The organism is Pandoraea iniqua (assembly GCF_902459685.1).
GTDB lineage: Bacteria > Pseudomonadota > Gammaproteobacteria > Burkholderiales > Burkholderiaceae > Pandoraea > Pandoraea iniqua.
Map to the genome: position 1 here is coordinate 81,405 of NZ_CABPSF010000002.1, position 21,257 is coordinate 102,661.

Annotated in this window: 24 protein-coding genes; 11 read left to right on the plus strand and 13 right to left on the minus strand. The window is 63.5% G+C overall.

Translation table 11 applies throughout. The annotated features are described in order from the left end of the window. Positions 1-6 precede the first annotated feature (6 nt). The 5 genes from PIN31009_RS06135 to PIN31009_RS06155 form a co-directional block, all read right to left on the minus strand. On the minus strand, positions 7-945 hold the full coding sequence (locus PIN31009_RS06135; RefSeq protein ID WP_237171978.1) for an ABC transporter substrate-binding protein: 939 nt from the start codon (positions 943-945) through the stop codon (positions 7-9). A gap of 39 nt (positions 946-984) precedes the next feature. Beyond that, positions 985-1,713, minus strand: a complete 729-nt coding sequence (locus PIN31009_RS06140; RefSeq protein WP_246185533.1) for an ABC transporter ATP-binding protein — start codon at positions 1,711-1,713, stop codon at positions 985-987. After that, entirely contained in the window at positions 1,713-2,849 is a 1,137-nt protein-coding gene (locus PIN31009_RS06145) for a porin (protein ID WP_150683511.1), read from the minus strand. Before PIN31009_RS06145 ends, PIN31009_RS06140 begins: the two co-directional genes overlap by 1 nt. 108 nt (positions 2,850-2,957) lie before the next feature. Then, positions 2,958-4,259 carry an ATP-binding protein gene (locus PIN31009_RS06150; RefSeq protein WP_064674982.1) on the minus strand — a complete coding sequence of 434 codons (1,302 nt, stop codon included), beginning with the start codon at positions 4,257-4,259 and terminating at the stop codon, positions 2,958-2,960. 3 nt (positions 4,260-4,262) lie between these two features. Continuing rightward, positions 4,263-4,967, minus strand: a complete 705-nt coding sequence (locus PIN31009_RS06155; RefSeq protein ID WP_058375593.1) for a response regulator — start codon at positions 4,965-4,967, stop codon at positions 4,263-4,265. A 265-nt stretch (positions 4,968-5,232) separates the two neighbouring features. Here PIN31009_RS06155 and PIN31009_RS06160 point away from each other — a divergent pair, with 265 nt between their 5' ends. Together PIN31009_RS06160 and PIN31009_RS06165 are read left to right on the plus strand one after the other, a co-directional pair. Then, complete coding sequence (locus tag PIN31009_RS06160) at positions 5,233-6,129, plus strand: MipA/OmpV family protein (RefSeq protein WP_150789693.1); 897 nt, start codon at positions 5,233-5,235, stop codon at positions 6,127-6,129. A 69-nt stretch (positions 6,130-6,198) separates the two neighbouring features. Continuing rightward, complete coding sequence (locus PIN31009_RS06165; RefSeq protein WP_150683513.1) at positions 6,199-7,305, plus strand: SDR family oxidoreductase; 1,107 nt, start codon at positions 6,199-6,201, stop codon at positions 7,303-7,305. A gap of 87 nt (positions 7,306-7,392) precedes the next feature. On the opposite strand, the gene PIN31009_RS06170 is transcribed toward PIN31009_RS06165, so the two are convergent. From PIN31009_RS06170 to PIN31009_RS06180, 3 genes are all read right to left on the minus strand, one after another. Next, positions 7,393-8,301 carry a LysR family transcriptional regulator gene (locus tag PIN31009_RS06170; protein WP_150683514.1) on the minus strand — a complete coding sequence of 303 codons (909 nt, stop codon included), beginning with the start codon at positions 8,299-8,301 and terminating at the stop codon, positions 7,393-7,395. Between the two features lie 72 nt (positions 8,302-8,373). Continuing rightward, complete coding sequence (locus PIN31009_RS06175; protein WP_150789694.1) at positions 8,374-9,306, minus strand: carbohydrate kinase family protein; 933 nt, start codon at positions 9,304-9,306, stop codon at positions 8,374-8,376. A gap of 100 nt (positions 9,307-9,406) precedes the next feature. Further along, positions 9,407-10,177, minus strand: a complete 771-nt coding sequence (locus tag PIN31009_RS06180; RefSeq protein ID WP_150789695.1) for a sulfite exporter TauE/SafE family protein — start codon at positions 10,175-10,177, stop codon at positions 9,407-9,409. A gap of 121 nt (positions 10,178-10,298) precedes the next feature. Here PIN31009_RS06180 and PIN31009_RS06185 point away from each other — a divergent pair, with 121 nt between their 5' ends. Further along, positions 10,299-11,219: a LysR substrate-binding domain-containing protein gene (locus PIN31009_RS06185; RefSeq protein WP_246185534.1), complete on the plus strand. Its 921-nt coding sequence runs from the start codon at positions 10,299-10,301 to the stop codon at positions 11,217-11,219. A 262-nt stretch (positions 11,220-11,481) separates the two neighbouring features. Next, positions 11,482-12,894 carry a methyl-accepting chemotaxis protein gene (locus PIN31009_RS06190; protein ID WP_150789696.1) on the plus strand — a complete coding sequence of 471 codons (1,413 nt, stop codon included), beginning with the start codon at positions 11,482-11,484 and terminating at the stop codon, positions 12,892-12,894. 143 nt (positions 12,895-13,037) lie between these two features. Here the strand turns inward: PIN31009_RS06190 and PIN31009_RS06195 are convergent, their stop codons facing one another. The 5 genes from PIN31009_RS06195 to PIN31009_RS06215 all read right to left on the minus strand — a co-directional run bounded on the left by PIN31009_RS06195 (position 13,038) and on the right by PIN31009_RS06215 (position 16,757). After that, a complete protein-coding gene (locus PIN31009_RS06195; protein WP_246185535.1) occupies positions 13,038-13,352 on the minus strand; it encodes a hypothetical protein in 315 nt (104 codons plus the stop codon). Positions 13,353-13,917: 565 nt separating this feature from the next. Beyond that, the gene (locus PIN31009_RS06200; RefSeq protein ID WP_058375585.1) at positions 13,918-14,499 is read right to left on the minus strand and encodes a hypothetical protein; all 582 of its coding nucleotides are present in this window, start codon (positions 14,497-14,499) and stop codon (positions 13,918-13,920) included. Between the two features lie 67 nt (positions 14,500-14,566). Then, the gene (locus PIN31009_RS06205; RefSeq protein WP_084656361.1) at positions 14,567-14,704 is read right to left on the minus strand and encodes an entericidin A/B family lipoprotein; all 138 of its coding nucleotides are present in this window, start codon (positions 14,702-14,704) and stop codon (positions 14,567-14,569) included. Between the two features lie 134 nt (positions 14,705-14,838). Further along, positions 14,839-15,045 carry a CsbD family protein gene (locus PIN31009_RS06210; RefSeq protein ID WP_058375584.1) on the minus strand — a complete coding sequence of 69 codons (207 nt, stop codon included), beginning with the start codon at positions 15,043-15,045 and terminating at the stop codon, positions 14,839-14,841. Between the two features lie 197 nt (positions 15,046-15,242). Further along, a complete protein-coding gene (locus PIN31009_RS06215) occupies positions 15,243-16,757 on the minus strand; it encodes a sensor histidine kinase (RefSeq protein ID WP_174996995.1) in 1,515 nt (504 codons plus the stop codon). A gap of 308 nt (positions 16,758-17,065) precedes the next feature. Between PIN31009_RS06215 and PIN31009_RS06220 the strand changes: the two genes are divergently transcribed. The 7 genes from PIN31009_RS06220 to PIN31009_RS06250 all read left to right on the plus strand — a co-directional run bounded on the left by PIN31009_RS06220 (position 17,066) and on the right by PIN31009_RS06250 (position 21,210). Then, positions 17,066-17,242: a DUF1328 family protein gene (locus tag PIN31009_RS06220; RefSeq protein ID WP_064674981.1), complete on the plus strand. Its 177-nt coding sequence runs from the start codon at positions 17,066-17,068 to the stop codon at positions 17,240-17,242. A 103-nt stretch (positions 17,243-17,345) separates the two neighbouring features. Beyond that, positions 17,346-17,507 carry a DUF1328 domain-containing protein gene (locus tag PIN31009_RS06225; RefSeq protein WP_039374862.1) on the plus strand — a complete coding sequence of 54 codons (162 nt, stop codon included), beginning with the start codon at positions 17,346-17,348 and terminating at the stop codon, positions 17,505-17,507. A gap of 107 nt (positions 17,508-17,614) precedes the next feature. After that, positions 17,615-18,226: a ferritin-like domain-containing protein gene (locus PIN31009_RS06230; protein ID WP_087687360.1), complete on the plus strand. Its 612-nt coding sequence runs from the start codon at positions 17,615-17,617 to the stop codon at positions 18,224-18,226. A gap of 63 nt (positions 18,227-18,289) precedes the next feature. Then, entirely contained in the window at positions 18,290-18,931 is a 642-nt protein-coding gene (locus PIN31009_RS06235; RefSeq protein ID WP_058375582.1) for a response regulator, read from the plus strand. A gap of 12 nt (positions 18,932-18,943) precedes the next feature. Further along, the gene (locus PIN31009_RS06240; RefSeq protein WP_058375581.1) at positions 18,944-19,366 is read left to right on the plus strand and encodes a response regulator; all 423 of its coding nucleotides are present in this window, start codon (positions 18,944-18,946) and stop codon (positions 19,364-19,366) included. Between the two features lie 166 nt (positions 19,367-19,532). After that, positions 19,533-20,567 (plus strand): methionine ABC transporter ATP-binding protein, encoded by a 1,035-nt coding sequence (locus tag PIN31009_RS06245; protein WP_150789698.1) that lies wholly within the window; start codon positions 19,533-19,535, stop codon positions 20,565-20,567. Then, positions 20,557-21,210, plus strand: a complete 654-nt coding sequence (locus PIN31009_RS06250) for a methionine ABC transporter permease (RefSeq protein WP_058375579.1) — start codon at positions 20,557-20,559, stop codon at positions 21,208-21,210. Before PIN31009_RS06245 ends, PIN31009_RS06250 begins: the two co-directional genes overlap by 11 nt. The last annotated feature ends 47 nt before the right edge of the window (positions 21,211-21,257 follow it).

Here is a 21,257-nt window from a genome sequence, read left to right on the forward strand (position 1 = left end):
GTGGGGTCAGTGTTGGCCGTTGAGTTTCGCGAAACGGGCCAGCACTTCCGCGCGCGAGGCGCTCGACGACTGTGCGTCGCCTTGCGGCAGCAAACGCAGATCCTTGAACGAGGCGCGCTTGATGGCAATGTCTTCACGTGCCGGAATCAGCCACGCTTCCGCCACCAGTTGCTGACCTTCGTCGGAGAGCACGTAGTCGATGAACTGACGCGCTTCGCTTTGCAGCTTCGACGTGTTCAGAATCATCATCGGACGCGGGGCGATCACCGTGCCACTCGTCGGGAAGATCACCTTCACGGCCTCACCGCCTGCCGCTGCCGCATAAGCCACGTAATCGACGGCACCGAACACGGCTGCCTTCGCGCCTTGCAGCACCGGGTTCAGCGCTTGCGCGTTCGGGCCCGACACCACCATGCCGTTTTGCTTCAGATCGTCGAAGAGCTTCCACGCTTCGCCGCCCAGACGCGCTTGCAGACCGAGCAGCAAGTCGGCCGACGCGCCCGAGAGGGCCGGGTCAGGCATGGTCACAAGGTTGCGATACGCGGGCTTGGTCAGATCGCGCCAGTCGTGCGGCTCGGGCGTGCCCGACTTCGCATTCCACACGATACCGAGCGCCGAGAGGCCCTGCGCGACGTAATGCGTCGTCTTGAACGGGGCCGGTACGCGGGCGGCGTTGGCGCTCTGGAACGGGGCGAGCCAGCCGCGCTTTTCGAGGTCTTGTGCGGTGTCCCACGAGGCGGAGATGAGCACGTCGGCACGCGGGTTGGCCTGTTCGGCTTCGATACGTGCCATCACCTTGCCGGTAGTGGCCTGAAATACATCGACTTTGATGCCGGTCTTCTTCTCGAAACCCGTTGCAAGCTTCTTGCTCAGGTTGCCGGGGCCGGCGGTGTAGACGGTCAGCGCATGGGCGTGTTGTGCGCCGACACTTGCAGCAAAGGCCATGGTGAGTGTCGCGATAATTTTGCGGTGGAGCATTATGGGCTACCTCGTAATACGTTTGTCAACGCGCCCGTGGGCGAGGATCACAATCTGATCGGCCAGCGCTTCGGCTTCTTCGCGGTCGTGGGTCACGTACACAGCCGTGGTGCCCAGACGCGAGAGCAGGGCACCGATGTCGGTGCACAGGCGCGTGCGGAGATCGCGATCGAGGTTGGATAGCGGTTCGTCGAAGAGCAGCAGGCGAGGGGCCGAGACGATGGCGCGCGCCAGTGCGACACGCTGTTGCTGGCCGCCGGAAAGCGCTTGCGGCCGGCGCGTGCCGTAACCGGCGAGGCCGACCAGCGTCAGCGCTTCTTCCACACGCTCAGCGCGCTCGGCGCGTTTTACGCCACGCATTTCAAGCGGAAACGCCACATTGGCCGCCACGGTCATGTGCGGCCACAGCGCATAGTCCTGAAAGACCATGCCGAGCGAGCGCAATTCGGGCGAATGGCAAACGGTGTCGCTGGCGACAACGGTGTCGTCGAAGCGGATTTCGCCGCCGGTAGGCGCGAGCAGTCCTGCGAGCAGTTTGAGCAGCGTGCTCTTGCCGCAGCCGGACGGTCCCAGCAAGGCGGTCGTGGTGCCGGCCGGAACATCGAGATCGATGCCGTCAAGCACGCGCGCTGCACCAAACGTCTGGTGCAGCGCGCGCAGCGAGAGATGAACCCCGCTGCTTGCCATGCTTGCCGGCGACACCTCGCCGTACGACGGGCGTGTGTCGCGCTTCATCAGAACACGTGCTTGACGCCGGCCATCGTACCGAACTGGTTCTTGCCGGCCACCACGTTGGTGCCGAAACCGTTCAGACCGAGGTCGGAGCCGTTGCGGTTCACGACGTAGCCCATGTTGACGTAGACGTCGGTACGCTTCGAGAAGCTGTAGTCGGCGCTGACCTGGAACGACAACGGGTCACGATTCGTGCCGTAGAAGTTCTGGTACATGGCCGTGGCCGACAGATCGAGCGCCGGCGTGGCGTGCCACGTGGTACCCAGCCAGTAGTAGCTCGAGGCTTCCACCGGGCTCTTGTTCAGGGCCGAGAGGTGGATCGCCTTGGCGTTCAGGTAGCGGTAGCCCACATACAGGTCGACGCTTTGCAGCGAGTACTGCACGGCGGCGGCGATGCGGCGATCGACGTTGCCTTCATAACCGCCGACCTTGGCGGTCAGCGCAGCGTTCGGGAGCACCGAGCCGCCGTTCTTCTGGTCGTAAGCGATCACGAACGACAGCGGGCCGTTGGCGTAACGCAGACCGGCGTCGACCACTTGCGCGCGACGGTTGTCGCCCGGCGTGGTGCTGGACGCACCGAAGCTCACGTCGTCGTAGCCCTTCGAGTACTGCACCATCGCTTCGAAGGCGCCGAACTTGCCCGTGTAGCGCAGGCTGTTGTCCAGACGATCCGAGAACGCGGTGTCCTGCATCTTGATGGCGTACACGGCGTTGTTGAGCGGGTTGAACTTGCTCACCCAGTCAAGGAACACGCCGCCCTGACGGCCGATCGAGACCGCGCCGAAGGCGTTGTTCGACAAACCGACATAAGCCAGCCGGCCAAACTCGCGACCGCCCTGAAGGGACGTGCCGTTGCCGAGGTTGAAGCCGTTTTCGAGCAGGAAAAATGCCTTGTTGCCGCCACCGAGGTCTTCGGAGCCCTTGAGACCCCAGCGTGAACCGGCGAGGTTGCCCGAGGTGACGCGGGAGAGGCTGACGGTGTTGCCGGCGCTGTTCTTGTCGGCGTTGGTAAGGAATTCGACACCCGAGTCGATCAGCCCGTAGAGCTGAACGTTTGACTGGGCCAAGGCGGGCATGGGCAGGCTGCTGGCGAAAGCCAGGCAGCACCCCGCCGCCGCAATGCGGAAGTTGGGTTTCATTACAGGAGTCCTCTTTGGGATTCAATTGAGCCGTCAGGTTAAGCGGCCAACATGTCGCCAACATGACAATCGATCGTCATCCGAAAGAGGTCCTGCAATGCTTGCCGCTCAGATCGTGTTCGGGCCGGGCAGGGTGATGGTGAAGCGGGCGCCACCGAGTGGCGAAGTCTCCACGCCGACCTTGCCGCCGTGCAGCAGTGCGATACGCCGCACGATGGCCAGCCCCAGCCCGAAGCCGCCGGTGGCGCGGTTGCGGCTGCTGTCGAGACGGTGGAACGGCTCGAAAATGCGCGCGCGGTCTTCGGCGGGCACGCCTTCGCCGTCGTCGTCGACGTAGATCATCACACCGCCGTCGTCGCAGGTTTTCGCACCGCACACGATACGCCGCGAGGTATGGCGCATGGCGTTGTTGAGCAGGTTCTGCACGGCGCGGGCGAGCAGCTTGGGTTCGACTTCGACGCAGTCGGCACCGGGTTCTGCCGCGATATCGAGCGCAATCGAGCGCGACGCCAGCACTTCGGTGCAATTGGCGGCGAGGCTGTCGAACATCAGGCGCAGCGACACGCTGTGACGCGTGGGCGGCGCGGTGATCTGATCGAGACGGGCGAGCGAGAGCAGCTCGGTCACCAGTTCATCAAGCTCGCGAATGTCGCCCTTGAGCGCGACGATGCGATCGTCGGCATCGGCGTCGTGGCGGCGCTGTTGCAGGATTTCCAGCCCGAAGTCGAGCCGCGCGATCGGCGTGCGCAGTTCATGCGACACGGCATTGATCATGTCTTTCTGCGTGGTGATCGAGCGTTCGATGCGATCGGCCATCGTGTTGAACACGCGCACGAGGGCGGCCAGATTCGAGAAACGGGAGACACGGGCGCGCGAACTGAAATCGCCTTCGCCGAAACGCAAAGCTGCACGGTTGAGCGACTGCACGTCGGTCCAGTACCAGCGCGACCATGTGAGCACGGCGAGCAGGATCAGCAGCGCGACCAGCGTGTAGGCGAGGTAGTTGATCTGGCGCAGATTCAGGTCGGTGCCGGTGGCCGAGGTGAGCACCCAGTCGGAGTTGCGCAGGCGCACGGCGTAGTGATCGCCGTCGATGCCGTTGGCGACGACGAGCCCCGCTTCGAGATCCTTACGGGCATATTCGAACGGCAGCGGCAGGCCTTTGAGCGGCTTGATGTCGATCTTGTCGTTGCCGTGAGATTCGAACGTCGCGATGAACGCCGGCCACTCGGATTCCGGCAGCTTTTCGAGCGACTGGTTGATGAGCCAGACGTAGGCGCCCAATTGCTTCTGCGCGGAACGGTTCAGGATGTCGTAGAAGAAAAAGCCGAACGTGTTGTTGATCAGCAGGATGGCCGCGACCACGGCGAGCGCGACCAGCGCGTACAGCTTCAAAAGAATGCGAAACATGAATCAACTCTCCCAAGCCGACGGGCTGAAAAGGTAGCCCCGGCCCCAGACGGTCTTGATGCGCTGCGGCTCGCCATCGGTATCTTCGAAGCGTTTGCGCAGCCGGTAAATGCCCACGTCCACGGTGCGGTCGATGCCGTCGAATTCGATGCCGCGCAGCTGTTGCAGGATTTCGTCGCGGGTCACCACGCGCCCGGCGCCCTTTGCCAGAATCAGCAGCAGGCTGAATTCGTTCGATTTCAACTCCACCGGCAAGCCGCGCCAGAACACCATGCGGTCGCGCGGAACGATGCGCAACTGGCCGAACGCGAGACCGTCTTCGGTGGGTTCTTCGATCTCGGCAAGCGGCGTGGCGCGGCGCAATAGCGCCCGCAGGCGTGCCAGCAGCAGCCGTGGTTCAACCGGCTTGACGACGTAATCGTCGGCCCCGACTTCCAGTCCGGCGACCTGATCGTAGGTATCTTCGCGTGCCGTCAGGATGAGGATGGGCGTGGCGCTGACGGCGCGAAGCTGCCGGCAGACCTCCATGCCGTCCATGCCGGGCAACATCAGGTCAAGGATGACGACGTCGGGCGAGAAGGCGCGAAAGCGCTCCAGCGCCCGCGCGCCGTTGGCCACCACCGTCACTTCAAATCGATAAGCGTGCAGATATTCGGTGACGAGTGCGGCAAGCCGCGCATCGTCCTCGACGAGCAAGACACGGTACATGGCCGTATTCCTTTCCTGTTGTGCTGTGCCGCAATGTTGGGCGGCACTCCCGTGAAGCGCATTCTACTGCCCGGGAGCCCCGCCCGGCGGGCGTTTCAAACCTGCGAACAATTGAAAACATTTGTTCACAACTCTCCTAAATCGAATAACAGTCACGCCGCCGGTTCGCGCCTACCATGCGTTCACCTTGCAGTCCGTTCGTCTTGATTCATCTCGCTTCGTCGTGTTCGCCGGCTGCAATCTTCCAATAATTTGTAGGAATCCAATGAAAAACCGCCCCCTTCGCCATCTCCGCCATCTCCGCTATGCGCGCTATCTCCGCCTGTTTCCCCGCGTTGCTGCACTGAGCGCTGCTGGTGTCGTGTTCGCTGGTGTCGCCCCGCAGGCGTTCGCCGTCGACCCGGGCCGCTACAGCGGCATCCAGCCCGACGCGAGCCTGCCCACGCAGGCGCCGGAAAGCGGTTACGAGTTCACGGTGGGGGGCGGTGTCGGTTATTCGCCGCGCTACATGGGCAGCAATGAATACCGCGTGACGCCCGCGCTGAATCTGGCGCTGCAAACGCCGTTTGGCGTGTTCGTCGGGTTGAGCGGCATCGGCTACCGGCTGTCGTTGCCGGCGGGCTTCTTCGTGTCGGCCGCGCTGTCGTACGACGGCGGCCGAAAGGACCAGAAGAAGGGGCTCGACTCGGGGTCGGACAAGCTGCGCGGCATGGGCGACATCAAGGGCTCGGTGTTCACCACGCTGCAAGCCGGCTACGCCATCGGCGATCTGGCCGTTGTGAGCGTCGCGACCGATATTCCGCTCTCTAACCGCGATCGCGGCAATGTCTATCGCTTTGCGGTGGACAGCTTGCTGTTCAAGACGGCCGAAGACTCGGTGGGCGTGAGCGCAACGGCGCACTTTGCCAGCGGCAAGTATGCGCAGACGTATTTCGGCGTGACGGCCAACCAGAGTCTGAATTCCGGCTATCGGCAGTATGCCGTCGGCGGCGGCCTATACGGCGTGAGCCTCACGGCGAACTGGACGCACAAGTTCAACAAGCACTGGAGCACTACGGTTGCCGGCGGCCTGATTCGCTACACCGGTAACGCATCGAAGAGTCCCATCGTGTTCAACAAGACCAACTATCAGGTCGCCACCACGCTCGATTACACGTTCTGAGCGTCTGTACTCGTGTGAAGTGCGGTGGTCCTGTTGGGTCCAGTTTCCTAGCCTTGCGAGGCAAAAGCCATGCGAATTCTCGTCACCGGCAGTACCGGTTTTGTGGGCGGCGCCGTCGTCGCCCAACTTCTCAAAGACGGCTTCGGCCCGTCGCTGTTGCTGCTGGTGCGTGCGCGCACGAGTTCCGACGGCCTTGCGCGCGTGCGTGCCGCCATGGACCGGTTTCGCGTCGCCCCGGTACACCGGCTTTCGCTCACGGAAGCGAACATCGTTTGCGGCGATCTCGCGCAACCGATCTCGTTCGACGACGACCATCGCATGCGCCGCGTGACCCACGTGATCCACGCGGGGGCCATCGCCTCGTTCTCGGCGCACCCGCAACTCGATACCGTGAACGTCGCGGGCACGCTGGCGCTCGCGCGCGCCGTGGCCGCTTCGCCGGTGCTGGAGCGCTTCGTGTATGTGGGCACGGCCATGGCCTGCGGCGATGCGTTGTCAGGCGTGGTCAAGGAGTCGCACGATCTGGCGCGCGCCGATCATCAACTGGTGCCGTACACGGCGTCGAAGGCCGAAGCGGAGGCGCGGCTGCGGCGCGAATGGCCGGGGCTGCCGCTGGTGGTTGCGCGTCCGTCGATTGTCGTGGGGCATACCAAACTCGGCTGCGAGCCGTCGGGCAGCATCTTCTGGATGTTCCGCATGGTGCAGTTGCTGGGTGCGTTCACGTGCGGTCTCGATGACCGGCTCGACGTGGTGCCGGTCGATTTCTGCGCCGACGCGCTGATCGATCTGGCATTTCTGCCGCGCTTACGCCACGACCTGTATCACGTGTCGGCGGGGCAGTCGTCGACGCGCACGATTCGCGAGATCGAAGCGGCGCTTGCCCGAGCGCGCGGTGTGGCACCGCTGGGCGAGCGCTTCCGGCATATCGGCGACGCAGAGATCGAGCGGCTGACACCGGCGCTCTCGCGCCAACTCGGCAATGGCAACGGCCGGTTGATGGCCAAGGCGTTGCGTCGCTATGGCGCGTTTGCCTCGCTCGATTACGTGTTCGATAACCATCGCCTGCTGGGCGAAGGCACTTCGCCGCCGCCGCCCGTCACCGATTACCTCGATGTTTGTGTGCGCTCGTCGGCAGCCACCTCGGTGGCCGAGCAGATGGCGTGGGATTTCAAGTGAGTCTCGTTGGAGGACGGGGCAGGCGACGCGCCGGTCCGGTCAGCTGGCTGCGGGGCGTGCAGCGTACGATGGGGTCGCTGCCGCCTTTCAGCGTGAGGCGACCGGACTGGCGGCGTCTGCCGCAAAACATTGCGCGAGAAAGCGCTCGGTCGGACGGCTGAGCGCGTCCGCATGCGGCACCAGTGCCGTGAGCAGGCGCTTGAGGCCATGCGGCGGATCGATGCGAACGGAGGTCAGCGCGCCATCTTCATGGCGCATCGACATGGCGGAGACGAAGCCGATCCCCATGCCGGCACGCACCGCTTCCTTGATACTTTCCACCCCGGCCAGTTCCAGCGCCACACGGGGCTCCAGCCCTGAAACAGAGAAGGCGCGCGCCACCAGCGCCCGCACGCCGGAGCCCGGTTCGCGCAGGATCAACGGATATTCGGCGATGCTTTGCAGCGAGGCACCGCCCGGTAGATGCGCGAGCGGGTGATCGGACCGCGCGATGGCCACGACTTCGTCGTCACGCCACGGACGCACGGCAATTTCCGGCGACAGGCCGGGCGGTACGGCGCCTTCGATGAACGCGACGTCCAGACTGTCGAGCTGCGCGACGATTTCACTCGTGTTGCCGTCGACGATATGCAAAGCGACGGCGGGGTAGCGCTGATGGAATTCCGCGATGACATACGGCAGCAGATAGCTCGCGGGCGTAGTACTCGCGCCGATGCGCAAGGCCCCTGTTTCCAGCCCGCGCAGGCTGTCGCGTAACGCCAGCGCCTGCCGGTAGTCCTGCCGCAACTTGTTCGCATACGCCGCGACTTGCTCGCCCACGGCGGTCAACCTGATGCCGCGCCCATCACGGCGGTAGAGCGGCTCGCCAAACGATTCCTGCAATAAACGTAACTGCCCGGAAACCGCCGGCTGTGACAGGTGCAATGCCTCGGCGGCATGGCTGATGTTGCCCAGTTCGGCCACCGTCGCGAAGGTCAGCAATTGGTCCGGCGTCATATCGAATTCATCGGAAATGGTGATGATTGGTGGTCATCATAGCCATTTTTTCGATAATCGGCGCGGGGAGTCTCAGGTGAGGCTGGGTTGTGCTGCGACGAGCGTTTGAACGTCGTCCCAAGTCGGCGCATGCGCCCCGGTGCGGGTGCAGGCCAGTGCGGCGGCTGCCGCCGCGTGATGCAGGTGCGTCGCGAGGGGCGCATCCGGCGCTCGTGACAGGCTGGCGAGCCACCCGCCGATGCTGGCGTCACCTGCGCCCACCGTATCGGCCACGGCCACGCGGTAGGCCGGTTGCGCGAGTTCGATGCCGTCAGGCGTCAGCAGGCGCATGCCGCGTTCGCCGTCGGTCAGCAGCACCGTGGCTTGTGGCGCGATGCGTCGGACTTCGGTCAATGCGGCGGCGTCAGCTTGTGTGGGATACAGCGCGCGCAGATCTTCGACGGACAACTTGAGCCAAGTGGCAAGGCGTGCCATGCGGGCGAAAGTCGCAAGATAGTCCGGCCCCATCAGGTTGCGCAGATTCGGATCGAAGCTGATGGCCACGCCGCGCGCATGCAGTTGTTCGGCCAGATCGAGCAGGGTGCTGGCGAGCGGCTCGCGCACGAGACTGATACAGCCGAAGTGCGCGACGCGGGCTGCTGCCTGCCAGCCCTCGGGCAGCGCCTGCGGGTCGAAGGCCAGATCGGCAGCCCCTTCGCCAAGGAAGAAGTAGGCCGGGGGATCGTGGCGATGCACGACGGCGAGCAACGGCGGACGGTCCACGGCTTGCACGAACCGGGCGTCGAGCCCTGCCGCTTCCGATAGTGCAAGCAATTCGGTGCCAAACGGCGCATGGGTGCTGATGGCGCCGCCGTAGCCCGTTGGCACGCCCATCGCGGCAGTCACGCGTGCCACGTTCCAGCAAGCGCCACCGGCACGGCTCACCCACTGGCGGCCATCGCCCTGCGGCTGCCGAATCAGGTCGGTGAGGGCTTCGCCGAAGACAAGCAGTGCGGGCAGGGTCATGGTGACAACATCGGTCGCAGGGAAGCAGAGGCCGTCAGCATACCTTCGATGAGGCCCTACGGGCGCTGTCTGCGCGAGATGCTGCTCGGTGGTGCTGCGGCTATTTGCTGTGCAGCAATAGCGCCACACCCGCGGCGAGCACCACGAGATTCACGACTTTCACGAACTGCGCACGCGACAGATGCAGCGTGACGCGTTTGCCCAGCCACATGCCCAGCATCATCGCGGGCACCAGCGTGACGGTAGTCACCAGCATCGACAGATCGGCATAGACGCCCGCCAGCAGAAACAACACAGCGCGCACCAGCGTGCTGAAGCCGATGAGCGTGGCCTGCGTGACGCGCATCGACTCCACGCGTTCGAGACGGCTGGTCAGGTAGATCGCATAAATGAAGCCGCCGCTGCCGAACATCGCGCTGAACACGCCGCCCACGGTGCCGAACGGGATCGCCCACTGCTGCGAGAGCCGAGATTTGGCGCGCGGGCCGATCAGCGCAAAGACGGCATAGCCGCACACGAACCACGCGAGCGCGCGCAGCAGCGTTTCAGGGCGAAGGTGCAGCAGCAATGCCGCGCCCGCGAGGCTGCCGGCAAGCATCGCCGGTAGCAGACGGCGCAGTTCGCTCGTGTCGGCCGCGCGGGCGTTGCGCACCACATTGCCCGAGGCGGCGCTGAAGTCGAGCAGCGCGAGCATCGGCACGATCTGCGCGACGGGCAACGTGTAAGCAAGCACCGGGCTCGCAACCAGCGCGGTGCCGAAGCCTGCAATGCCGAAGATGAGATAGGCGACGACGAGCGCCGCGCTCATCGACAACCAAGCGTGGAGGGAGGGGAGTGCTGCGATGACGGTATCGAACTGAGGGAACGGCATAAAGGGTGCGCGAGGGATGATCGGGGCACGCGCCGCGAAGGCGTGTGCTTTGCGTCAGCATAGGGCCGGGGTGCGGCGCCGCGCCAATATAGAATGTGGCGATATTCGATCTCGAAACGGCATGACCATGGTGTCGCTGCGGCAGTTGCGGTATTTCCTCGAAGTGGTGGATGCGGGCGGTTTCAGCGCTGCCGCTGAACGGCTGTTTGTCGCGCAATCGGCGCTGAGCCGTCAGATCTCGGAACTCGAACGCGAATTGCAGGCGGTGCTGCTGGAGCGCTCATCCAAGGGCGTGACGCTGACGCCCGCCGGGCGCACGTTCGTCGATGAAGCGCGCCGTGTGCTCACCGAACTCGAAGGGTCGGTGGCGCTCACACGCAGCGTAGCGCGTGGCGAGCAGGGTTCGGTGCGGCTCGCGCATTCCACCTCGGTGCCATTTGCGGGCGGCCTGCCTGCGGCATTGCACGCGCATTTGTCTGCTAATGCCGGGGTGAATGTCGAGATTTCGACGTTGTCGTCCGAGCAGCAGCAGGACGAAATCGAAGCCGGCCGCATCGATCTTGGGCTCGTTCGCCTGCCGGTGCTGCGCCCCGCGCCGTCGCTGATTTGCGAGCGCATCGCCGTCGAGCGTCTGGTGTTGCTGGTGCCGGACGGGCATCCGCTGGCCAATGAGGCGTCTGTCAGTGTGGCGGCGCTCGCCGACGAGCCCTTTGTCTCGATTCCCCATCGCGAGCGCGGCGGCCTGAGCTACCGGGTGGCGCAGTTGTGCCAGCAGCACGGGTTCTTTCCCCGCGCGGCGGCGGCGACCTCGCGCAAGATCGCCCAAATGAATCTGGTCGCGGCGGGCTTTGGCGTGGCCATCGTGCCGGAAAGTCTGGCTGCGATGGCCGGTGCCGGGGTCTGCCGGGTGGCGCTCGACGACCCGGAAGCCGTGTGCGAAGTCGCGTTGCTGCGCCGCCGCGATGCTGGGGCGCTCGCCGTGGCGTTGGGGGACGCGCTGAAGCTTGCGCTTTGCGCTATGGCAATCCCTGACGGACTTTGACCCCTCGCAGTAAGTCCCGCGTAAGGCGTGCATGAGAGGGTGCCCCCATAAGGTGCGGAAAGCGCACGGGGGCATGTGGGGCAGGCCCGCAAGCCGGCTGCGGCAGCGTCGCGGGCGCGCTTGGGCGAAGCGAGGAAACCCTCAAGTCGGCCGTTTTTTCTCCCGTTATACTTTTCGACACATCAGCGCAGGGCGCGCACGCCGGACCGGCAGGCGCGCACCTTCGCCATAAAAATCAGATCAGAGATGCGAGGAGACGACGATGGGGCTATTCACGCGCCGCGGGGCAGCCGCGCAGACCGTCACAATCATGAGCGAGGTGGCCGACAGTGCCGGCACCCTTGGCATCGAGCTGTGCGATATCGCCGGTAATGTCGACGAAATCGCCGTGCGCATCAAACGGCAGGCCGAAGTGTTTCAGGAGCTTCAACGCGCCGCCGCTGACACCAGCGAAGGGAATCAGCAGATTGCGGCCGCCGCGCGCGAAGCCCGCGACGTCGCCGATCGGGCGAGCGCCGAAATTGCCGCGTCGCGCGGTACCGCTGACGCCTCGCTCGCGTCCATTCACGGGCTGGTCGAAGGGGTGTCGGGCATGGCCGGTGAAATTGCCGGACTGCGCGACGCGCTCGAACACGTGGGTAAGGTGGCCGAAGGCATCTCGGTCATTGCGCGCCAGACCAATCTTCTCGCCCTCAATGCCGCGATCGAAGCCGCCCGCGCCGGTGTCGCGGGGCGCAGCTTTGCGGTCGTGGCCACCGAAGTCAAACAACTGGCGAGCAAGACCTCCGAGGCCACCCAGCAGATCGAACAAACGCTCGCCGCACTGGCGGAGCGCACCCAGCGGCTGATGCGCGAGAGCAACACCAATGTGGCCCGTGCAAATGAAGCGCGCGAAGGCACGCGAGCCATCGCGAGCGTGATCGAGACCGCCGGCACCGCGCTCGACACGTTCGACCGTCAGGCCGGGCAGATCGTGCAGGCGAGCGAAGCCATCGAGAACGAATGCAGCACGCTCGTCGCGCACGTCGATGAAATGGCCGATGGCGTCGCGCACTCCGCCGAGCACGTCGAAAACGCACGTGAGCGGATCAACGGGCTGCTCTCGGTATCGGAGCACCTGATCGGCCTGATCGCCGAGGCGGATGTGGAAACGGAAGACACGCCGTTCATTCGCGCAGTCCGCCGTGCGGCGAAACAAGTGGGCGAGACCTTCGAGGCGGCGCTCGCCAAGGGCAAGATCAGCGAGCAGGAGTTGTTCGATCGTCGCTACGAACCGATTCCGGGGTCGAACCCGCAGCAATTGATGGCGCGCTTCACGCGATTTACCGACGAAACGTTGCCGACGATTCAAGAGCCGCTGCTCTCACTGAGCGAGCGCATCGCCTTTTGCGCCGCCGTCGACGAGAACGGCTATCTGCCGACGCACAACCGCAAGTTCTCGCAGGCGCCCACCAACGACCCGGTGTGGAACGCCGCGCATTGCCGCAACCGACGACTGTTCAACGACCGCACGGGCGCGGCCGCAGGGAGTAATACGAAACCGCTGCTGTTGCAGACGTATCGGCGCGATATGGGCGGGGGCGAGTTCGTGGTGATGAAGGATGCGTCCGCGCCCATCTATGTGAACGGGCGTCACTGGGGCGGCTTCCGGATTGCGTATCGGGTGATGGCGTAGCCGCTCAGTCACCGAACGTTTGTTGCCGTACGACCATGAAAAAACGCGCCACCGAAGCTTTCGTCGGTGGCGCGTTTTTTTGTTGAACGAGGGCATCGGATAACGCGCCGGTTGCCCTCATTCATCGATCGATTCAGCCGATATCAATAGCGATACCATTGGCCGTGGCGCCAGTAGCCGCGACCGTAGCCGTACGGATGGCCGTAGTAGGGGCGGCCGTAGTACACCGGGGCCGGGGCGACATAAACCGGCGGCGGGCCATAGTAGGCGGGCGCAGGGGCAACATACACAGGCGGGGGCGGGGCGACGTAGACGGGCGGCGGCGCGTAGACCGGGCCCGGAACTACCAACGGCACACCGATGCCGATGCCCACCGAGACGTGTGCCTGCGCAGTTCCGATCGCACCCGCGGCGAGCGCGATTCCGGCGATGGCAAGGGCGGCAAACTTGGCTTTCATGATATTTCTCCTGCGGACTTGGCAGCGTACTGAAGACAGCGCCCGGACGGCACCATGCCGGCCGACTCGCCGGGTGCCCGCCGGCACCTTGGGTTTGTCAGATTCCTTGGCTTAACTTTACTGAAGTTCCGAAACGCGGGTGCTGCGCAATTGTTGCAAAGTATGCGCATTCGCACGGGGTGGGGAACGTTCGGGCGTGGAAAAGCGGCCGCCAAACGTGTGAATCACGCACCCATTCTATTCAGAATCAACGGTTTGCGCTCGTTTCGGTTGACGACGAGTGTCGCCGTAGGGCGCGAAAGTGGTGACAGCCGCGCGGCACTTGTTACATTCATTTACATGGCCGCGGGTGTGCTGTGGCGCAAAAACAGCGGCGGATGCCGCTTGCGCGACATCCGCCTGCCGTCGGTGTCTCTTACTGCCGGGCGTGCTGTCCCTGTGGATAACGGTGGAACCGCGGGTGGTACCGCGCGCCTGCCGAGACACCTCTCCTCCCCTGCTAAACCGGGCGCGGCACCGCCGCGGGTTCGGGTACTGCTGTCGTCAACGTCTTTGCTACGTCTTTTTATTGATTGAAGCGCACCTTGGCGTCAGCCACGCAGGCATCCTTGCTGTTGCCCGTCATGCTGTCGCAACGTTCCACGGCGGCCTTGTACTGGGCCTTGTTCGCGTCGGCGTTGGCATCCTGACGCGCCGTCGCGGTGTCCTTAGACGACTCGCGGCTCGTGCGCATCACCTTGGCGTCGCCATAGGCCTTGGTCTTGGCGGCGTCGGCATCCTTCGCGCAGACATCCTTTTCGTTGCCCTTCTTGTCGTCGCAGCGCAGCTTGGCGACGCTGTAGTCGGCGTCGGCCTTCGCCACTGCCGCGTCGTAACGCGCCTTCGGCGTGTTCTTGTAGTCGGCTTCGGCATTGGCCTTGGCAACCTTCTCATTGCCCTTGGCGTTCTCGACACAGACCTTCTTGGCGTTGTCCTTCAGGTCTTCGCAACGCGCGACCGATGCCTTGTAGTCGGCCTCGGCAGATTTCTGCGCGGCGTCGTAGCGGTCTTTGGTGGCGGCGTCGGCGGCGCTGGCCGAGGCAGCGCCAAAGGCGCTTGCGGCCAGCACGGCACAGGTCAGCCAGTTCAGAGCGAGTCGGTGTTGCATGTCAAAGTCCTCCAGTGAACGAGCAGATAGTTGATGTCTTCGTGGGCTTCGTTGTGTTCGCTAGCCGTTACTTATTGCGGTCGGCGGCACCCTGGATGGCTTCACCACCCTTTTCGATGTCCGTACCCGCACCGTGGACGGTGTTGCAGCCAGCAAGACCCAGCGCGAAGCCGGAGAGCAGAGCGATGGCGATCAGTCGTTTCATTTGAGTTCTCCTTGAGAGATAGCGATAGCGGCGGCGATAGTGGCCAAGGGTGCTAACAGAGGTGCCGGGGAAGTGCTCTATGGCGCTGGCCCCCCGCCGGTGCGTCCGCCTCCCGACGGACGCGACCGTGGTGCTTACCAGAGCTTGTGATCCTTGTTCCAGGTGTCGACTTCACGTTCCGCCTCGGCCTTTTCCTTGCCGTAGCGTTCCTGGATCACGCCCACGAACTTGTCGCGGTTGCCTTCGATCTTGAGCAGATCGTCATCGGTCACCTTGCCCCACTGCTTCTTGGCTTCGCCCTTCAGTTGATTCCACTTGCCCTTGATCTGATCCGAGTTCATATCAACTCCTTTCCGGTTGGGATTGAATACTCCGTGGAGTACTCCGTGGTACTGACTGCGTCATGCGATGGCATTGCTGCGCCGTCGCCGCAGTTGCCGCCCGGTGTGGCGGCGGTTGATTCCATGGTAGGGAGTGCCAATCGTTCGCGCTGTCAGCGAGACCATCGTCGCGCTGTAGGCGGAGTCGGGTAGCGCTGTCAGCGCATTCCCACGGGGGAGGGCGGCGTGCCGTCGGGCCGGTCGGTCTGATCGGCTTGAGCGGTCTGTGCGGTGTGTGCAGATTGATCGGCAGTGGAGGCCGGAGAGGTGCTATCGGGGGCGTCGGTGCGATCGATGCCGTCCGCACCATAGAGGGCCTTGCCCGGGTCCGATATGTCGAGCGCATCGGCCGGGTTGCACAGCGGCATCACCACCTGAATCTCGGTGCCGATTCGCTCCGGCAGCGAGTGGATATCGATGCGCCCGCCGCGCGCCGAAACGCGTTGACGCATGCCGAACAGGCCGTGCGTCTTGGGCTTGTTGAACTGGTCAGGTGTGAGGCCGATACCGTTGTCGATGACTTCGAGGCGCACACGCTGGTCGTCACAGGCGAGCGCGACACGAATCGTCGTCGCGCGCGCATATTTGCCCGCATTCGTCAGCGCCTCCTGTGCCACGCGGAACAGCGCAATGGCCGTGGCTTCCGGCAGGGCGAAATCCTCTTCGGGAAGATCGAGATCGAGCTGCCAGTGCTGCTGATCGGCGGCTTCTTCTGCGAGCGAGCGCAGGGCGGTTACGAGACCGAAATTGATCAACACCGTGGGGCGCAGGTTCTCGATGATGCGGCGCTTGATTTGAATGCCCGAGTCGAGATTGCGCTGCGCACGGGCGAGTTTTTCGGCGATGACGGTGTCGGTGTTGCGCAGCTTGTGGTGCGCCCACGTGACGTCCATCTTGCATGCGGTGAGGATCGCGCCCAGCTCGTCGTGCAACTCGCGCGAGAGCCGCGTCTTCTCGTCTTCGCTCACGTTCTGCAAGTGCGTGGCCAACTCATCGAGTTGCTCGGTGCGCTCGCGCACGAGGCGGTCGAGGTGCGCCTGTTGTTCATGCAGCTGGTCGCGCGCGAGTTGCTCCTGACGCATCTGCCGCCCAAGCGTGCGGAACAGCAGGATGAACAGCAGAATCGTCAGCACCGAGAGCGCGCCTGCACTGATGGCGGAGATGGCCTGATCGAAGCGGCCGTCGTCCTGCGCGGTGCGCGCGCGGGCGAGTTCTCGGTTGTAGAGATCGGTAATGGCGTTCTGCACGGGTTCCATCGTGCCGATGCCGAGATTGCTCGGGGCGAGCGCTTCTTCGAGGTTCATTTCGCCCTGTTTGACAGCCGCGCGTGCGGTTTCCATCGCGGTAATGCGCTGCGAGAACAGCGTCATCACGTCGGCGAATTCGCGCGCTGCCTGCGCATCGTGCACATCTTCGTAATGCTGGATGACGAGCGCGGCCAGATCGCGAATGCGACGCACGGCCGAGAGATAGGGGTCGAGATAGATCGGGTTGTTCGTGAGCAGATAACCGCGCTGGCTCGACACCACCGTGGAGGTGCGCGCCATGATCTCGTTGAGCTCGTTGGCGGCGGTCATCGCTTGCAGGGCAGCCTCGTACGTCGAGGCCAGCCGCCGGTGCGCCGACTCCAGCCCGATCAGGCTCCCGACCGTGATGACGATCGCGGCGATCATGGCAATGATCCAGCTTCGGCGACGTATCCAGGACGTGAACAAACGGGGCATTGAAGGGCCAATGGAGGGTAGGGGGCGCTTCGATCATAAGTCGAAAATCACCCGATAGCGCGAAATGTCAGCCAATTCCTACGTAAAAACCAGCGCCACCCGGGCATTCCTGACGCGGCTGTTTTTCTACCATACATTCAGCGCCGAACGTTTTGCATGCCATGTGCGCCCCCGAAAGACGGGATACATGGGCACGCCAAACGCCGCGGAGCACACGCAAGCCTCAGGGAAGTGAAGGGTAAAACAAGGAGAACGCTATGTTGAAGTGGGCTTTGTTGTTCGCACTGATCTCGATCGTGGCGGGCCTGCTGGGCTTTACAGGGATCGCCGCCGGTGCGGCTGGGGTCGCCAAGATCCTCTTCGTGCTGTTCCTGGTGTTGTTCGTGATCTTCCTGCTGCTCGGTCTGACCGTCGCCAAGAAGATCGTCGACTAGCCGGTGCCGCCCAGGCCTCCCATCGTGGAGGCCCAGGCGGCCCGAATAAGTTACCAACGCTGTCAATGCTGGTCTGGGCCGTCATTTTTGCAAGGAGCTAGCGATGCTTCACTACGCCGTCGTGTTTTTCGTGATCGCGCTGATCGCCGCAGTGTTCGGCTTCACCGGTATTGCCGCCGGCGCCGCCGAAATCGCCAAGATTCTGTTCTTCATTTTCCTCGTGATCTTTTTGGTCACGCTGCTGTTCGGCGTGGTCCGACGATAGCCGGGTGCGGCCGGTGCCGGGAGACCGATCGTCCGATAGTGACCTGACGACCGGCTCCCGGGCCTGATCGCCCCTTCCCCACAACACACTCGCAGGAGAATTCGCTCATGCATACCGCCAAGCACGCCAAGCAACACGCCAAGACGCAGGGCAAGCCCGCCATCAAGGGCAACGGTCATAGCGCTCACGCCGGCGAGGACTTCGAAATCGATGTCCGTGCCCTGCGTGAGCGTGCCCGCGAGCATCTGGACGATGGTGCGGTGACGGAAGACTATCGCGCCGATCGCGATGCTGTCGTGCATATGCTCAACGACGCGCTCGCCACCGAGCTGGTGTGCGTGCTGCGCTACAAGCGCCACCATTTCATGGCCACCGGCATCCATGCCGAGCCGGTTGCCGCCGAATTTGCCGAGCACGCTGCTCAGGAGCAAGACCACGCGGACCGCATTGCGACGCGTATCGTGCAACTGGGCGGTGAGCCCGATTTCGCGCCGGACAGCCTGTCGGCGCGCAGCCATGCCGAATATGTCGCCGGGAAGAACCTGCGCGAAATGATTCGCGAGAATCTCGTTGCGGAACGCATCGCGATTGAGAGTTACCGCGAGATGATTCATTATTTGGGCGACCGGGATACCACGACGCGGCGTATGCTCGAGGAAATTCTGGCTGTCGAGGAAGAGCACGCCGACGATATGCGCGACCTGCTCGACCGGGAGTGAAGGTCATGGCCAACGCGCCGAAGGGTAGCGACCGGACCGATGGGGACAGTCTCTGGAGCTTAGATGTCACTGACAATAAAAATCCTGATTGCCGACGATCACGCCATCGTTCGCACCGGCTTCAAGCAATTCATCGCGGACGAGTCGGACATGGAAGTGTTGGGCGAGGCTGCGAGCGGCGACGAAGTGATTCGTGCCGTTCGCGATACGGCGTTCGATGTCGTGCTGTTGGATATCGCCATGCCTGACAAGAACGGCATCGATACCCTGCGTGTGATCAAGCAGTTGCGTCCGCAGCAGGGGGTGCTGTTCCTGTCGACGTATCCGGAAGCGCAGTACGCGGTCAATCTGCTGCGAGCCGGTGCCAATGGCTATCTGATGAAGGATGCGGCGCCCGAAGAGATCATCCGGGCGATTCGCACGGTGGCGCGCGGCCACCGCTATGTCAGCGAAATTACCGCCGATCTGCTCGCGCAGAAGCTCGATCAACCGATCGACGAGCCAATGCACGAGCAGCTCTCCGAGCGCGAGTTTCAGGTGTTCTGCAAGCTCGCACAGGGCCGTACGCCCACCGAGATCGCGGAAGAACTGCATTTGTCAGTGAAGACCGTGAGCACGTATCGCGCGCGCGTGCTCGAAAAGATGCATTTGAAAACCAATGCCGATCTGACGCTCTACGCGCTCAAGAACGGTCTGATCAGTTGATGAGAGGCAGTTATGTCAACCGGGAAAGCGACAACGCTGACGGGGTCCCGCTCTCCCCTTAAGGTGCTGTTGATCGAGGACTCGGCGGTCATTCGCGAGAGCCTGTCCGAAGCACTCGGTTCGACCGGGATGCTTGAGGTGGCAGGGGTTGCGGAAACCGCCGACGACGCGGTTCGCACGCTTAAGGAGGATTCGTTCGACGCGGTGATCGTCGATATCCAACTGCGGCGCGGCTCAGGCATGGACGTGCTGTCCTACCTGCACGACGCCGGCCTGTTGCCTCACCTGATGGCCATTGTGCTCACGAATTACGCGCTGGCGACGTATCGCAAGCGTTGCCAGCAGCTTGGCGTGCAGTATTTTTTCGACAAATCGCTCGAATTCGATCGCGTGATCGAGGTGCTGGACGATTTCGCCACCGGCCGGCAGGCCTGAGCGGCGGACCTCCCCCGGACTACAGTTGAATTCCCATATAAAGGGATCGAATTTTATTATTTTCAACTATTTAGGTGCATGGGCTAAAATATCGCCTTTGCGCTAAATACCGGGTCAACGGCGGCGCACTGCGGGTAGTTTCGGCAGTGAGCTGCTATTTTTTTGCATGATCGAACTCCAGAACATTACCCAGCGCTTCGCTGGGCCCAAGGGGCCGATCGACGCGCTCTCCAATATCAGCCTGTCGATCGAGCGCGGCGAAGTTTTCGGCATCATCGGCCGAAGCGGCGCCGGCAAGAGCACGCTCGTGCGTGTGATCAACCTGCTCAACCGTCCGAGCGACGGCAGCGTTCGCGTGGACGGGCAGGATCTCACTGCCCTCTCGTCGGACGAATTGCGCAAAGCGCGCCGCCGTATCGGCATGATCTTCCAGCATTTCAACCTGCTCAGCTCGCGCACGGTGTACGACAACGTCGCGCTGCCGCTGGAGCTGGCCGGCCTGTCGGCCGACGTAATCCGCGCGAAGGTGCTGCCGCTGCTCGAATTGGTGGGCCTGACGGCACAGAAGGATCGTTACCCGGCGCAGATTTCCGGCGGTCAGAAGCAGCGCGTGGGCATTGCCCGGGCGCTCGCCAGCGAACCGCAGGTGCTGCTCTCCGACGAAGCCACGTCGGCGCTCGACCCGGAGACCACGCGCTCGATTCTCGACCTGCTCAAGCGCATCAACCGTGAACTCGGCCTGACCATCGTGCTGATCACCCACCAGATGGAAGTGATCAAGCAGGTGTGCGACCGCGTGGCCGTGCTCGACGCCGGCCGTGTGGTGGAGCAGGGGCGCGTGATCGACGTGTTTCTGCGTCCGCGTCACGAAGTCACGCGCGCCATGATCGGCGACGTGATTGCGCAGGAATTGCCGGCAGGCGTGCGCGAGCGCATCGCTTCGCGCATCGGCAACGGGCACGATCACCTGTACCGGCTGGCCTTCTCGGGTGCCGGGGTGGATCAGCCGCTGCTCTCGGAAGCGATTCGCCGCTACGAACTCGATTTCAATATCCTGCATGGCCAGATCGACGAGATCCAGGGGCAGGCTTTCGGATCGCTCGCCGTGATGGCCGGCGGTACCCCGGCCCGTGTGGCCGAAGCCATGGCGTTCCTCGCCAGTCAAGGCGTCGTTGTCGAGGAGATGAGCCATGTGGAGTGAAATGTTCGATCTGTTCGTCTCGTCGTTCTGGGAAACGATCATCATGGTCGGGATCTCCGGCCTGATCGGTGCCGTGGTCGGCGTGCCGCTGGGCGTGCTGTTGTACCTGACCGATCGCAATGGCGTGTTGCAGAACCTGCCGACCAATCGCATCGTCGGCATTCTCGTCAACGCCGTGCGTTCCACGCCGTTCATCATCTTGCTGGTCGCCGTCATCCCGTTCACGCGCCTGATCGTCGGCTCGTCGATCGGGACGATGGCCGCCGTGGTGCCGCTGACCATCGCCGCCGCGCCGTTTGTCGCGCGTCTGGTTGAGACGGCCTTGCGTGAAGTCGACCGTGGTTTGATCGAAGCCGCCCAATCGATGGGCGCGACCACGGGGCAGATCGTCATGAAGGTGCTGCTGCCCGAGGCGCTGCCCGGCATCGTCGCCGGCCTGACCATCACGTTCGTGAGTCTGGTCGGCTACTCGGCCATGGCCGGTGCCATTGGCGGCGGCGGGCTGGGTGATCTGGGGATTCGTTACGGTTATCAACGATTCCTGCCCGAAGTGATGATCACGGTGGTGCTGATCCTGATCGTCTTCGTGCAACTGGTGCAGACGTTCGGCGACTGGCTGGTGCGCCGCCTGAGCCACAAGTAATTCATTCTGTTTTCGGAATAACATCGTCGCCGGCGAGCCGGCACTTA

What these genes read in the sequence shown, in the direction of transcription:
- PIN31009_RS06135 (WP_237171978.1), bottom strand. Translation starts at nt 945, where the DNA reads ATGGCCTTTGCTGCAAGTGTCGGCGCACAACACGCCCATGCGCTGACC.
- PIN31009_RS06140 (WP_246185533.1), bottom strand. Translation starts at nt 1,713, where the DNA reads ATGAAGCGCGACACACGCCCGTCGTACGGCGAGGTGTCGCCGGCAAGC.
- PIN31009_RS06145 (WP_150683511.1), bottom strand. Translation starts at nt 2,849, where the DNA reads ATGAAACCCAACTTCCGCATTGCGGCGGCGGGGTGCTGCCTGGCTTTC.
- PIN31009_RS06150 (WP_064674982.1), bottom strand. Translation starts at nt 4,259, where the DNA reads ATGTTTCGCATTCTTTTGAAGCTGTACGCGCTGGTCGCGCTCGCCGTG.
- PIN31009_RS06155 (WP_058375593.1), bottom strand. Translation starts at nt 4,967, where the DNA reads ATGTACCGTGTCTTGCTCGTCGAGGACGATGCGCGGCTTGCCGCACTC.
- PIN31009_RS06160 (WP_150789693.1), top strand. Translation starts at nt 5,233, where the DNA reads ATGAAAAACCGCCCCCTTCGCCATCTCCGCCATCTCCGCTATGCGCGC.
- PIN31009_RS06165 (WP_150683513.1), top strand. Translation starts at nt 6,199, where the DNA reads ATGCGAATTCTCGTCACCGGCAGTACCGGTTTTGTGGGCGGCGCCGTC.
- PIN31009_RS06170 (WP_150683514.1), bottom strand. Translation starts at nt 8,301, where the DNA reads ATGACGCCGGACCAATTGCTGACCTTCGCGACGGTGGCCGAACTGGGC.
- PIN31009_RS06175 (WP_150789694.1), bottom strand. Translation starts at nt 9,306, where the DNA reads ATGACCCTGCCCGCACTGCTTGTCTTCGGCGAAGCCCTCACCGACCTG.
- PIN31009_RS06180 (WP_150789695.1), bottom strand. Translation starts at nt 10,177, where the DNA reads ATGCCGTTCCCTCAGTTCGATACCGTCATCGCAGCACTCCCCTCCCTC.
- PIN31009_RS06185 (WP_246185534.1), top strand. Translation starts at nt 10,299, where the DNA reads ATGACCATGGTGTCGCTGCGGCAGTTGCGGTATTTCCTCGAAGTGGTG.
- PIN31009_RS06190 (WP_150789696.1), top strand. Translation starts at nt 11,482, where the DNA reads ATGGGGCTATTCACGCGCCGCGGGGCAGCCGCGCAGACCGTCACAATC.
- PIN31009_RS06195 (WP_246185535.1), bottom strand. Translation starts at nt 13,352, where the DNA reads ATGAAAGCCAAGTTTGCCGCCCTTGCCATCGCCGGAATCGCGCTCGCC.
- PIN31009_RS06200 (WP_058375585.1), bottom strand. Translation starts at nt 14,499, where the DNA reads ATGCAACACCGACTCGCTCTGAACTGGCTGACCTGTGCCGTGCTGGCC.
- PIN31009_RS06205 (WP_084656361.1), bottom strand. Translation starts at nt 14,704, where the DNA reads ATGAAACGACTGATCGCCATCGCTCTGCTCTCCGGCTTCGCGCTGGGT.
- PIN31009_RS06210 (WP_058375584.1), bottom strand. Translation starts at nt 15,045, where the DNA reads ATGAACTCGGATCAGATCAAGGGCAAGTGGAATCAACTGAAGGGCGAA.
- PIN31009_RS06215 (WP_174996995.1), bottom strand. Translation starts at nt 16,757, where the DNA reads ATGATCGCCGCGATCGTCATCACGGTCGGGAGCCTGATCGGGCTGGAG.
- PIN31009_RS06220 (WP_064674981.1), top strand. Translation starts at nt 17,066, where the DNA reads ATGTTGAAGTGGGCTTTGTTGTTCGCACTGATCTCGATCGTGGCGGGC.
- PIN31009_RS06225 (WP_039374862.1), top strand. Translation starts at nt 17,346, where the DNA reads ATGCTTCACTACGCCGTCGTGTTTTTCGTGATCGCGCTGATCGCCGCA.
- PIN31009_RS06230 (WP_087687360.1), top strand. Translation starts at nt 17,615, where the DNA reads ATGCATACCGCCAAGCACGCCAAGCAACACGCCAAGACGCAGGGCAAG.
- PIN31009_RS06235 (WP_058375582.1), top strand. Translation starts at nt 18,290, where the DNA reads ATGTCACTGACAATAAAAATCCTGATTGCCGACGATCACGCCATCGTT.
- PIN31009_RS06240 (WP_058375581.1), top strand. Translation starts at nt 18,944, where the DNA reads ATGTCAACCGGGAAAGCGACAACGCTGACGGGGTCCCGCTCTCCCCTT.
- PIN31009_RS06245 (WP_150789698.1), top strand. Translation starts at nt 19,533, where the DNA reads ATGATCGAACTCCAGAACATTACCCAGCGCTTCGCTGGGCCCAAGGGG.
- PIN31009_RS06250 (WP_058375579.1), top strand. Translation starts at nt 20,557, where the DNA reads ATGTGGAGTGAAATGTTCGATCTGTTCGTCTCGTCGTTCTGGGAAACG.